The sequence below is a fragment of the Clostridium putrefaciens genome (genome assembly GCF_900461105.1).
GTDB lineage: Bacteria > Bacillota > Clostridia > Clostridiales > Clostridiaceae > Clostridium_L > Clostridium_L putrefaciens.
In genome coordinates, this window is sequence record NZ_UFWZ01000001.1 from 878,841 (window position 1) to 892,019 (window position 13,179).

The 13,179-nt window shown below is 30.7% G+C and carries 12 protein-coding genes; 9 read left to right on the forward strand and 3 right to left on the reverse strand.

What is annotated here, in order from left to right; translation table 11 throughout:
• The first annotated feature begins 14 nt into the window (after nt 1-14).
• Nucleotides 15-209, forward strand: coding sequence for a hypothetical protein (locus DY168_RS03790; RefSeq protein ID WP_104409284.1), 195 nt, complete (start codon nt 15-17; stop codon nt 207-209).
• A 146-nt stretch (nt 210-355) separates the two neighbouring features.
• On the opposite strand, the gene DY168_RS03795 is transcribed toward DY168_RS03790, so the two are convergent.
• Entirely contained in the window at nt 356-2,101 is a 1,746-nt protein-coding gene (locus tag DY168_RS03795; protein ID WP_115642408.1) for an ABC-F family ATP-binding cassette domain-containing protein, read from the reverse strand.
• Between the two features lie 418 nt (nt 2,102-2,519).
• Nucleotides 2,520-3,722 carry an ROK family transcriptional regulator gene (locus DY168_RS03800; RefSeq protein ID WP_115640556.1) on the reverse strand — a complete coding sequence of 401 codons (1,203 nt, stop codon included), beginning with the start codon at nt 3,720-3,722 and terminating at the stop codon, nt 2,520-2,522.
• 243 nt (nt 3,723-3,965) lie between these two features.
• Here DY168_RS03800 and DY168_RS03805 point away from each other — a divergent pair, with 243 nt between their 5' ends.
• The 8 genes from DY168_RS03805 (at nt 3,966) to mutT (ending at nt 10,081) form a co-directional block, all read left to right on the forward strand.
• The gene (locus tag DY168_RS03805) at nt 3,966-5,261 is read left to right on the forward strand and encodes a PTS sugar transporter subunit IIC (RefSeq protein ID WP_115640557.1); all 1,296 of its coding nucleotides are present in this window, start codon (nt 3,966-3,968) and stop codon (nt 5,259-5,261) included.
• A 46-nt stretch (nt 5,262-5,307) separates the two neighbouring features.
• On the forward strand, nt 5,308-6,207 hold the full coding sequence (locus DY168_RS03810) for a DUF7916 family protein (protein ID WP_115640558.1): 900 nt from the start codon (nt 5,308-5,310) through the stop codon (nt 6,205-6,207).
• A gap of 129 nt (nt 6,208-6,336) precedes the next feature.
• Nucleotides 6,337-6,654, forward strand: coding sequence for a PTS sugar transporter subunit IIB (locus DY168_RS03815; protein WP_115640559.1), 318 nt, complete (start codon nt 6,337-6,339; stop codon nt 6,652-6,654).
• A gap of 38 nt (nt 6,655-6,692) precedes the next feature.
• Nucleotides 6,693-7,013: a PTS lactose/cellobiose transporter subunit IIA gene (locus DY168_RS03820; protein WP_115640560.1), complete on the forward strand. Its 321-nt coding sequence runs from the start codon at nt 6,693-6,695 to the stop codon at nt 7,011-7,013.
• A gap of 211 nt (nt 7,014-7,224) precedes the next feature.
• A complete protein-coding gene (locus DY168_RS15230; RefSeq protein ID WP_207658370.1) occupies nt 7,225-7,323 on the forward strand; it encodes a PH domain-containing protein in 99 nt (32 codons plus the stop codon).
• 897 nt (nt 7,324-8,220) lie between these two features.
• On the forward strand, nt 8,221-8,679 hold the full coding sequence (locus DY168_RS14795) for a glycine zipper domain-containing protein (RefSeq protein ID WP_207658371.1): 459 nt from the start codon (nt 8,221-8,223) through the stop codon (nt 8,677-8,679).
• A gap of 50 nt (nt 8,680-8,729) precedes the next feature.
• Complete coding sequence (locus tag DY168_RS03840; protein ID WP_115640562.1) at nt 8,730-9,680, forward strand: tRNA dihydrouridine synthase; 951 nt, start codon at nt 8,730-8,732, stop codon at nt 9,678-9,680.
• Nucleotides 9,677-10,081, forward strand: a complete 405-nt coding sequence (gene mutT, locus DY168_RS03845) for an 8-oxo-dGTP diphosphatase MutT (protein ID WP_115640563.1) — start codon at nt 9,677-9,679, stop codon at nt 10,079-10,081. Before DY168_RS03840 ends, mutT begins: the two co-directional genes overlap by 4 nt.
• A gap of 116 nt (nt 10,082-10,197) precedes the next feature.
• Here the strand turns inward: mutT and DY168_RS03850 are convergent, their stop codons facing one another.
• Entirely contained in the window at nt 10,198-13,167 is a 2,970-nt protein-coding gene (locus tag DY168_RS03850) for a DEAD/DEAH box helicase (RefSeq protein ID WP_115640564.1), read from the reverse strand.
• Nucleotides 13,168-13,179 lie beyond the last annotated feature (12 nt).

Consider the following 13,179-nt stretch of genomic DNA (forward strand, 5'->3'; position numbering starts at 1 on the left):
TAGGAGGAAACCATATGTTTAAAGTTTTAGAATATGTAGCTATAGTAGCAGCAATTATAGGAGTAATTTATTTATCTTTATTTTGTGAAAGTATTATTAAAGGAGAAAAAGAAAAAGTCTTAAAGTATTTTTTAAGATCTCTAATTTTCATAGGAGCTTTTGGTATTTATGTAGTTATAGTGGTTGTTTTTAAAATACCATTTTTTTAAGTAATAAGATTTGTAGGCTTGAATAAAATGGGTGGAATTCCTATCCAGGATATATATTTATATTATACCAATTTAATATATTCGTAGCTAGATGATATTGTCACCGAGATTGTTAGAGGGGCAGGTGGTGAGCCCCTTACTAATCACTAAATTTGAAGTAACTTAATCAGCTCTTCTAACTCTTCAGACAATTCTTTTGCAAGGATAAAATCATTATATTTTAAAGCTAATTGTATTTTTGTTTCAACTATTCTTTTATTTTGTTCAATTTCTAAATAGTCTCTTCCAAAATGATTAGCATAAATCATCCTTTTAAAAATTTTCATCTTTACTTTTCTAATTGTCTTATCTTCAATGATTAAAACATAATCCATACAGTTTACTATAGTATAGAAATCATGTGAAATCATTATAATAGCACCTTTATAATTTTGTATAGCTTTTTCAAGTGCTATTTGTGAATATGTATCTAAATGGCATGTTGGCTCATCAAGAAGCAACATGTTTGATTTACTTTCAGAGATTTTAGCTAATTGAAGTAGATTTTTTTCTCCACCAGATAATGTGCCTATTTTTTGATTAATTCTTTCTTCTTCAAAACCATAGCATGAAATATGCGATAAAATATCTTCACGAGTTTCGAAACCAACATCGAAAAACTCTTCAAGTATGGTATTAGAATTATTTAGCGTTTTACTTTGTAATTGAGATAAATATGATATTTCAACATTTTCATTTAGCTCAATACAATCATTATTGTCTTTTAAGATTTCTCCTAGTAAAGTAGTTTTCCCTGTACCATTTGGTCCCACAATGGCTACTTTATCAGTAGATTTAATCTCAAAGTTAACATTTTCTAGAAGTGTATCATCAAAGGCAACACTGTAATCAGTAACTTTTAAAACAGTGGCTTCATCCATTACATTATAGGCAGATAAATTTATATAAGGTTCTTTAATTTCTACAAAGGGAGCCTTTATTCTACTTTTTTCTAATCTTTCTTGAACTTTAACTCTAGCATTTAGAGCCCTTCCTTTTGCAGGTTCAGAATGATCAGTTGCGAGAATTCTTAGTTTGTTTATTAGTTTTTCGTTTCTATCAAATTCTTCATTATCAACAGTAGCTAGTTCTTGTAACTCAATTTTAGTTTGAAGTAATGAGAAGTTATAATCAATATAGCTTCCATCAAACTCTTGTATTTCCATATTTTCAAGGTGGATAATTTTGTTGAAACAATGATTAAGTAGATACCTATTGTGAGTAATAATTAACATTGTTCCTTTGTGTGAATTAATTAGATTTTTAAGAGAATTAAGGTTTTCAAAGTCTAAAAACACATCTGGTTCATCCATAATCATTAAGTCAGGACTATTTAGCATTGCCTTAATTACTTGAATAAGCTTAATTTCACCACCACTAAGGGAAGATATCATTGTATCTTTATACTTCATTAAGTTTGTAAGATTTAGTTTCTTATTAATAATTTTTTCAAAATCATCACCATTAATTGCGTCAAATGCGTCTAAAGTTTGTTGATACTTTTCTAGTAAAGTATCAACATCGGTGGATGTTTCCATCTCGCTGCAAATAGATGTCATTTGATTTTGTAGTTTAATAAATTCTTCTCCGATATATTCGAAGACTGTAATTTCTTTTGTTGCCTCCTGCTCTGAGAATTGACGTACATACCCAATTCTACAATTAGGGGATTTATCTAAGGAACCATCAAACATATATTTTTCTGGATCAATAAGTATATCTATTAGTGTACTTTTTCCACTGCCATTTGTTCCTATGAAAGCACAATGCTGTCCATCTTCTAATGTAAATGAAATATTATTATATAGATCCTTTTTGGGAAATGAGTAGGATAAGTTATCAACGTTTATCATATTAGCCCCTCTCTTTATCATTAAAAAAGAGCCTACAAAAATAAGCTCTTTAATACTAAGTTTAACATTGATATCATAACACTTTTTGTTAATCCCCACAAGGAACCCAGGGTAGAATAAAATGGAAAACTGCGCTTAAGCAGAAATATTAGCAATCCCAAATAGCAAGAGGGTAACTTCGTGCCAATCTAACACCGCGAGGTGGAATCTGAAGGAAGTCTGCGGCCAAACTCTGGTCTGACAAACAGAAACTACATAAAAGGCATAAAAGGCATATGATTGTGGGTAAGTTTGAAATACAATTTTATTGAACCGCCGTGCACCGAACGGTATGCACGGTGGTGTGAGGGGTCGCTAAATAAATTAATTATTTAGCTCCTACTTGATTACTTGGTTGAGAAGTCTGTAAATAAGAATATTAATTATCTCTTACTTGATTAATTAAAAATTTTGATACACAAAGACTAGAAGCGGCTAAAGCACCATTGTAGTTATGGTAGCTTTTAACTATAACATTTCTTTCTTTCTGTATTGATAATAGGCTGATATTTTGGATTAAATATTCTTTCAACAAATTTGATAGTAAAGGTTCGGTGAATAACTCTCCATGAATAATAACTTTATTTGAATCAATCATCATAGATAAATTATTTATAGTAATTGAAAGATATTTAATTGCGGAATGAAGTATATTGTTTACCCCTTCATCTCCTAAAATATATGCTTTTAATATAGTTTCTATTGTTATTTGGTTTTTCTTTGTAACTAATTGTTTTAGGTATGTAGTTTCTGAATTGTCAAAAAGTATTTGAGACTTTTTGATAATCCATGCCTCGCTTGCATAAGTTTGAAGACAACCCCTTTTACCGCATTCACATAATTCACCATTTGGGTGAACAATTATATGGCCTATTTCTCCAACAAGAAAATTATCTTTGGCATAAAGTTCACCATTATACATGTAGGAACAAAACATTCCTCTACCAACATGGAAGAATATAAAATTGTTGTCAGTGCCATTAAAGCTAAATAACCTTTCTGATAATGTCATGCATTTAACATTGTTTTCAAAATAAATTGGTAGATCGATTCTATCTAATAAGACTTTAATATTAAAATTTTCCCAAAAGGAATTATTAGTAATAATTGATTTGTTTACCACATCAAAATGGCCAGGAATGGCAATCCCAATTCCTAATGGGTTATACTTGTGGCAAGAAATTATGAAGTCTTGTAATTCGTTAACATAAAATGTTTCGGTTGAAGTATCACTTAAATCATAAGTATTTAATTTAATAACCTTTTTTGAAAATACTTTACCCGTATTATCGGTTAAACAAAAAGAAATATATTTTTGAGATAACTCAGTTCCAATATAAAAACTGTGGCTAGAAGATATACCTAAAAGTATCTTTTTGCGGCCGGATGTACTTTGTTCTGGGATAACTTCTCCGATTTCATGAATAAGTTTTTCGTGAATCATATTACTAGTAATTTCACTAACAGTTGCAGGTGTAATACTGGTCTTTTTTGAAATATCAATTCTAGAAATAGGTCCCTCGGCATAGATTGTATCTAAAATTTTAAATCGTAGCTTTTGTTGTTTTTTTGTAAGTTCCATAATTCTACTCCTTTATAACTAATAATATTATATAGCATTAATTATAAATTATAAACAAATAAGTATATTTAATAAATGATTAATTAGAAAAGGTATTTATTTATAAATAATTATTGACATATTATAATAATTAACGTATTATTTAGGTAATAAATAATTATTTAGTATCAAACTATACTATGAAAAGGTTTTAGTGGAAATGTAGATTGCTAATTATAATCAATCATGGGGGGAGAGGTAAATATGAAAAAGGTTAATGAAATCCTTGAAGAAAAGATGTTGCCTATTGCAGCAAAGCTAGGTTCAAACAAAGTACTAATTTCAATACGTGATGGTATCACATTGAGTATGCCTTTAATTATTATTGGTTCATTATTTCTTATAATAGCAAGTTTTCCAATCGATGCATGGACTATTTGGTTAACTAATGTAGGAATCGATGTTTACTTGTGGAAGGGGGTAGATAGTAGTTTTGGATTGATGGGCTTAGTTGCAAGTTTTGGAATTGCTAATAGTCTAGCACGTCAGCATAAAGTTGATGGTATTTCAGCAGGTATTATAGCATTATCTTCTTTCATTGTTGTAACACCGTTTGTAAAGGGAGAATCAGGTGCAGGAATCCCAATTGGATATATGGGAAGTAAAGGTTTATTTGTAGCCATGGCTATTGGTATTACTTCAGCTTTGATTTTCAAGTGGTTTATTAAACATAATATTCAAATCAAATTACCAGATTCTGTACCACCTGCAGTTTCGAGAAGTTTTAGTGCTTTAATTCCAGGGGTAGCTATTATAACTTTATGGTTAGTTATTTATGCGGTTTTTGATATAGCGAATATTGGAAATGTTCATGATTTAATGTTGAAAGTTTTAGGAGGCCCGCTGGGACTAATTGGTAATAACATCTTTGGAACAGTTATTGCAATCTTATTAAATAGTTTATTCTGGTTTGTTGGTATTCATGGGGGTAACGTTGTAAATAGTATTCTTAATCCAATTTGGTTAATGAATTCTGATGCCAACCGTTTAATATTTCAAGCAGATAAAGCAGCACATTTACCAAATATCATTACGGCACAGTTTATGGACAACTTTGTTTACATGGGTGGTGGTGGTGCTACAATTGGTTTAGTAATTGTTATTGCAATTGTTGCAAGACGTAAGAAAGCTAGCCAAATTAGTAAAGCTATGGCACCTATAACTTTAACACCGGGAATTTTTAATATTAATGAGCCGGCAATGTTTGGGTTACCAGTTGTAATGAACATTTCATTATTAATACCATTTATTCTAGCACCAATAGCAAATGCTGTAATATCATATGTAGCAATGTCCTCAGGTTTAGTTTCTACAACTACAGGTATTGCTGCTTCTTGGACAATGCCACCAATTATTAGTGGATTCCTTACAACAGGAGGTCACATAAGTGGTTCTATTTTACAATTGGTATGTATAATTATTGACGTAGCAATTTATTGGTATTTCTATCAATCAGTTGAGAAACAAAATTTAGCCCTAGAATCAAAAGAGGCTAATTAGGGTAAATAGTAGTATAATAAGTTGAAAAGTTTTGGAGGAGTATTTTATGGGTAAAAGATTAATTAGTGCAAATGCTTCGGAAATATTGAAAATGACCGCAGCAGAATTGAAACAAAGTATTAAAGCAAGCGAAGGTAGAACCATTCTTTCGGAGAATGTGGCACCAAGAGAATCATTTATCGGTGATATTACCAATTCTGAAATTGCCAGTGCTTTTGGAGCAGATTTAATTCTACTTAACGGGGTAGATGTTTTAAATCCATATATTTTTGGATTAGAAGTTACAGAAGGATCATTTGTAGAGGAGTTACATCGTTTAGTAGGACGTCCAATCGGAGTAAACTTGGAACCCGTAGATTTAAAGGCAGATATGGAAGAGGATCGTTTAACAATTAGTAAAGGTAGACAAGCTAACCTTGAGACAATTCAAGAAATTGAAAAACTTGGTATGGATTTCGTTTGCTTGACTGGTAATCCAGGTACTGGAGTGACAAATATAGAAATAGAAAAGACAATTCGCTTAGCGAAAGAGAACTTTTCAGGATTGATTATTGCTGGTAAAATGCATGGAGCTGGTGTTGATGAACCTGTTGCTGATATAAAAGTAGTAGAATCATTTATTGAGGCAGGTGCAGATATTATTCTAGTTCCAGCAGTAGGCACGGTGCCTGGCTTTGATGATATGGAATTAAAAGAAGTAGTTAAAGTGGCACATCGTAATGGTGCACTAGTATTAAGTGCAATTGGCACTAGCCAAGAAAGTTCTGATGAAGACACTATTAAACAAATTGCAATTCGAAACAAAATTTGTGGTGTGGATATTCAACATATTGGTGATGCAGGTTACGGTGGTGTTGCACCTTTTGAAAATATTTTTGCTATGAGTAAGGCAATTCGTGGTGTTCGTCATACTGTATCAATGGTTGCTCGTTCAATTAATCGCTAATCATTTGAATAAAAGGTGAGATAGTTAAAAGAATAGGAGGGTTAGTTTAGAATTTAACTTGCCCTCCTATATCTCAAAATAAATTTATAGAAAAATTATTACACTATTCGCAGAAAGGATGTATGAGAAATGAGAAAAATAATTATGTTAGTATGTGCTGCTGGGATGAGCACTAGTTTAATGGTATCTAAAATGCAAAAAGCAGCTGAAGCTAAAGGTATTGATGCAGAGATATTTGCTATTTCAGCTAGTGAAGCAGATAGTTATTTGGAAGAGAAAAAAGTTGATGTATTACTGTTAGGGCCTCAAGTACGTTTCATGAAAGATAAATTTGAGGAAAAAGTTGTACCATTAGGCATTGCATTAGATGTAATAAAAATGACAGATTACGGAATGATGAATGGAGAAAAGGTATTAGAACACGCTATGAGTTTAATGAATGATTAGTTTTTGTAAACCAATTACTTTGAAAAGGAGTTTTTATTTTGGAAGAACAAACAAATTTAGAAACTATTATGGAGTTAATTATGTATGGAGGGGATGCTAAAAGTAATGCTATGGAAGCTATCCAAGCTGTAAAGCTTGGAAACTTTGAATTAGCTAAAACTAAAATTAATGAAGCCGAAGCTTCATTGGCGAAGGCACACCATGCACAAACAGAAATGTTAATTAAGGAGGCTCAAGGGAATCAAATAGCGGTAACATTACTGATGGTACATGGTCAAGATCACTTAATGACTTCAATGGGATTTACAGATTTAGCAAAGGAAATTATTGAAGTTTACAAAAAGATAGATGAAAAGTAACACGTTTTTTTTAAGTGTGTATAAGATATCAAGATAAAAAAGTATATTAAATAGGGAGATTAAGAAGAATAAATAATATGAAAAGAAGACTGTTTTGATGGGGTTATTTAATAGTATTGTACAAGGTGCATTGGGGAATTTGAGTTAGGTTACACCACAACAACTTCAAAATGAATTCGGTATGTATTTGATTGAAGGATAAACCATAGCATTGAGGTTTAAACTTATCCGTGATGTTCTAATTTTTACGAATGAAAGGATAATTACTTTTGAAAAGAAAGGAACAACAGGACAAAAAGTGAGAATATAGACTATTAACCTAGTAACGGTTGTAGATGCTACTTCAGAAACATAAGGATTTGGGTTAGGTGGTAGTGAAATACAATTACATACATTAAATTGCCTTTTCTAAAATCTTATTCATTGCAAACTGAAAATAAAAGTATTAGTTGATGAATGAAGGAAAGAGATATGAAATAGTGTATTTAACTATCTACTATTCCCTTCCATCAAATGATCACTTGAATTGTGATACAATACAAAGTCCTTGATTTCAAGGGCTTTTTTGTTGTGCGCCCGGCATGGGCGCAATATAATGGGTGAAAGTCCCTAGCACGGGTTAACAGTGCCAAGGTTATAGCTTAAGACAAAGGAATAGAATGTGTTTTTGGAAACGATGGGAAAAAATCAAAACAAAGCACGAAAACCTTGTTAAGTTAGGCCTGCAAACAATAAAGCTTGGCAATATGCAAACACAAGGGAAAGCTACTAGACAGCATCCAATAGGCCAATGTTATCCAAAGTACTAACTAATAAATACTTTAAAAGGATAGGTTTAGTTTCTATATCTAAAACATATTTATTAAAACATTAATTCTTATTGAACCGCCGTGTACCGAACGGTATGCACGGTGGTGTGAGAGGTCGCTAAATAAATTAATTATTTAGCTCCTACTTGATTATATAGTTTTTTATTTTTTTTATTTTTTCATATTAGTTCTGCCTACTAAAAGTATACTCTAACTATAATTAACAAAAACTGTCGAAGGTATTCTAGTAATAGCAGGTTAGGGTATTGAAAAACTATAATGCAATATATATTATTAAGATTGCATCTATTATTTCAGCTATGCCTAGGTGGTAAGGTAGTTGTCCTAGCCCATAAAATATGTTATTCTCAAATTATATTAAATGGAAGGGGCATATTATGGATAGTAAAAATTTTAATGAAGTTTTAGCAAATATTCAACTCCTTAGGAATGAAGTAGATGAGAAATCGGCAGTGAGGTTAAAATTAGATTTACTAGAGAGAATTTATAAAAGGCTCTACTCTTTTGATTGTAATGAATGTAATAAAGTTATTAATGAATTAGATGATCAAGTTAGGGAGTTAAGGAATAAGAAAGGTTTGCTAGATAAACAGGAACTAAAACAGCATATTAAGAAAATTGAAGCTATGAAATTACATCTACAAAAAGAGCATAAATTAGTACCTGAAGGGTATTATACTAGCATTTATATCAGTATAGGAGTTAGTTTGGGGCTCATCTTCGGACTAACGCTATTTCATAATTTAGCATTAGGACTACCTATTGGTATGGCAGTGGGTGTCGGAGTAGGATCAGGACTAGATGCTGATGCAAAGAAAAAAGGTAAGGTAATATAATAAATTTAAACTTACCTTTAAAGTAAAATTAGAATATAAGGAGTCCTTAAATGAAATATTACTTAGCACCAATGGAAGGAATTACAGGACATATATATAGAAATGCTTATGATAAATACTTTCATAACATTGATAAATACTTTACACCTTTTATTGTAACAAATAAAAGTAGAAGTCTTAAAACTAAAGAACTAAGGGATGTGTTACCTGAAAACAATAAGGGTATGAATGTTGTGCCTCAACTACTTACTAATGATTCGGAAGGCTTTATTAATACTTCTAGGAAATTACAGGATTTAGGATATAATGAAGTTAATTTAAATTTAGGCTGTCCTTCAGGAACCGTTGTTTCAAAAAATACAGGCTCTGGGTTTCTCGCTAAAAGAGAAGAACTTGATATGTTTTTAGAGGAAATATTCAAAATGGATGATATGGAGATTTCTATAAAAACTAGAATAGGAAAGGATAGTCCAGAAGAGTTTTATGAGCTTATAAAAATTTATAATAAATATCCTATAGAGGAATTAATCATTCATCCTAGAACACAAAAAGACTTTTATGGAAATAAGCCTAATTTAGAGGTGTTTAAAGATGCACTATCTTTAAGCTCTAATCCGATATGCTATAATGGTGATATTTTTACTACTGATAATCATGAAAAGTTAATAAAGGACTTTCCAAAGGTAAATAAAATAATGATAGGTAGAGGAATAATAGCTAATCCAGGACTTATAAATGAGATCAAAAACAATACTAATTTAGATAAAGAGGTACTTAAAGATTTCCATGATGAAATTTTTAGTGGATATAGAGAATTCTTAAATGAAGAAAGAAATGCAATGTTTAGAATGAAAGAATTATGGGGATACATGAGTCACATATTTTCAAATAATGAAAAGTATGCTAAGAAGATAAAGAAGTCACAAAGGTTAAGTGATTATGAACAAGTGGTTTCAAGTTTATTTAGGGAACAGGAAATCATAAAGGAGAGAATCATATGAAAACAATACAAGTAGTAGCAGCTGTAATAAAAGAGGAGGAAAAGATATTTATTACACGCAGGGGATATGGTGATTTTATTGATATGTGGGAATTTCCTGGAGGAAAGATAGAAGAGGGTGAATCTAAAGAAGAGGCACTTATACGTGAGATAAAGGAAGAACTAGAGTTAGATATAAATATATTAGACTTTTTAACTACAATAGATTATGATTATCCAAACTTTCATCTTACTATGCATTGCTTTATTTGTGAGATTTCTTCTGGAGAGTTAAACCTAAATGTCCATAACGCAGCTAAATGGATTACCTTTCATGAATTAGATAGTCAAAAATGGATTCCAGCTGATGTTTTGGTTATTAATGATTTAAAAAGATACAAGAAAAAGGTACTAGCTAAGTAGTACACTAATATTTATATTGTTATTAATTTATTATATCCTTATATTACCTATGCATAATATAAGGATAATTCATACATTTAATTAAGGATTAGTTTATTCTGAAAAATCCCTTTAGTTTAAGAAGTTATATAGTCATAAATATCTTCTCTTATAGGAGTAACTAATTGATATTTAATTTCTACAGCTGTTTTATTAGTGTTTTTCATAATAAATTGTATGGGTTTTCCTATAGCTTTAATTTTGCCGAGGAAGTAAAATTCTTTTGAAACTTTATCATCCTTATTTTTCCTAACAAATAAGCTCATTTCAACACCATTTTCTTCAGCACTATAAGCTTGTACTATATCATCAGAAGTTATTGTTCTACCTACCTTTGATATAGCAATTAACTGAGAAGGGGATTGAAATCTATCTTCGTAATTAATGGTATCTGTAATATCCAAAGACTTCTTATAGTTTATAAATACAGGATAGGTTTTAGTGGTCTTATCAAATTTATATCCACCAATATTAAGAGCAACCTCTCCTTTTTTCCACTCTAGTAGTCTACAAACATCCTCATAGGTATACTTCTCATATAACTGAAGGCTAGTATTCATATATCTGTTACTGTAAAACTTCTTGTATCTTTCTATTCCAAAATCAATTAATTCTTCAACCATATATTTAAAATCATTATTTTCAAGGTGTGCTTTAAATGATTTAGAAATATTATAATCAGAATCTGACTTTTCTAAGAAGATACATTTTTCATAAGTATTTTTACCGGTGCCTGATAAAAATTCATTTGTAAGAACGTTAACCACATTGGTTTCAGTGCTAGATTTAAAGTCTATATGATAATCTTCTTTTAATCCCTTTTTGAGATTGTAAATTAGATTAGTTTCATAGTTAATGGTGTATTTAAGCATAAGTAGTTCATGAATTCTTTTACCAGAAGCTAGCTTTTTAGAAATAAATTCAATAAATAATTCCTTTGAATCATCAAGTCTTATTTCATATTCCTTCTCATACTTTTTTAGAAATATATAATAAGAGCCAAGACTTTTGCTTTGGAATATTCTTAAAGGATCAATAGATTCATAGGTATCAAAATCCGCTAAATTTGGTATTCTACCAATCTTTTGCTTAAGAGTATTGTAGCTTTCTTTAATTAGCTTAATATCATTAAAGTTAGCCCTATCAATAGACTCAAATATCTTTTTCTTAGATATTTCATCAAAATTAATAGTGGAGCAACCAGGTATTATTCTTGTGCCTTCCATAACATACTTTCTAATATTATCTTTGTTAAAAGTCCTATCTCCAGATAAAGCAATAGGAATTAAAAAGTTACTGTTATAATTTCCTATAAAGTCTATGATAACAACGTATTCTTTAAATTTGTCCTTCCTAAGCCCTCTACCTAATTGTTGAACAAAGATAATGGAGGACTTAGTTGGCCTTAACATAACAACTTGATTTACAGAGGGGATATCTACACCTTCATTAAAGATATCTACAGTAAATATATAATCTAAAGAATTATCTATTTCATCTTGTTCTAAGCGCTGAATTGCTATTTCTCTTTCATCTTGAGTATTATCTCCAGTTAGAGCCACTGTTTTATATCCATATGTGTTAAATATATCTGAAAGCTCACGGGCCTCATTCTTATCACTACAAAATATTAATCCCTTTACCCTTTCACCACAATATCCATAAAAATTAATTTTATCTATTATGTGATTAACTCTTTCTTTAGCTACTAAGGCTTTAAAATTAGACTTATCTTCAAGTTCCACACCATCCACGCTAATATCAGATACACCAAAGTAATGGAAGGGGCAAAGCAAATCTTCTTCTAAGGCTTTTTGAAGACGTATTTCATAGGCGATATTGTAGTTAAACATCTTAAAAATATCAAAGTCATCACATCTTTCAGGCGTGGCTGTCATACCAAGCAAGAATTTAGGGGTAAAATATTCAACTATCTTCTGATAGCTATTAGCTCCTGCCTTATGAACCTCGTCGATTATAATATAATCAAATTCATCCCTTCTAAAACTTTTAAGAACATCATCCTTTGATAGTGTTTGGACTGTACAAAAGATAAAATCCTTATCAATATCCTTCCTTGTTCCAGATAGAATGCCCATGGTCCTAGTATCACCAAATACATTTTGAAAGCTATTTAAAGCTTGCCTTGCTATTTGTTCTCTATGTACTATAAATAGAGCCTTTTTAGGATTATAATTTCTTAGCTCAAAAGCAGATAAATAGGTTTTTCCAGTACCTGTAGCAGAAATTAAAAGAGCTTTATCTGAGCCATCTTCCCGGATCTTATTTAATCCTTGTATGGCAGCTACCTGCATTTTATTTGGCTTAAGCTTATATTGTGAAAGCCTTGGAACACTACTTTTCCTAGCGTATTCAATCTGCTTTTTATAAATATCCTGGTAGGTTTCTATCCAATCTAAAGTTAGATCATAGGCATCATCCCAAAGTCCATTAAACTCATCAATAACATTTTCAGTTAAAGAACCTTCCTCTAAAGAAGAAATTTTTAAATTCCATTCTTTGTTTTTGGTTAAGGCTGATTGAGTTAAATTTGAACTACCAACAATTAATTTATAGTGATCATCATATTTAAATATGTAACCTTTAGTATGAAAGTTTTCTTTGCTATATAGTTTAATTTCAATATTTGAAAATTCAAGTAGTTTTCTAAGGGCTTTAGGCTCACTAAAGTTCAAATAATCTGTAGTTAATATCTTACCTTTGATACCTTTTTCATGTAAGTATTTAAGAGTTTCAAGTAAGGGTGTTATACCACTACTTGTAATAAAGGCAACGGATATAAAAAACTCCTTGCACTTAGTTAACTCAGAAATTATTTCTGTTAAAACTTTGCTACCCTTTGAGTAGTCGTTTACTATTAATTTTGGAGTTAAAGCTAGATTTGAATCTATTAAGCTATTTATGAGACCAGCTTCACTAGCTTTAAGAATCTCATTTTTAATTATACTTTTATCGCCTGTATCAATAGACTTGATGGTAATACCTTCTACGTTGTGTGCTATATCAGATTTAATTATATTACTCATATTTACCTCGCA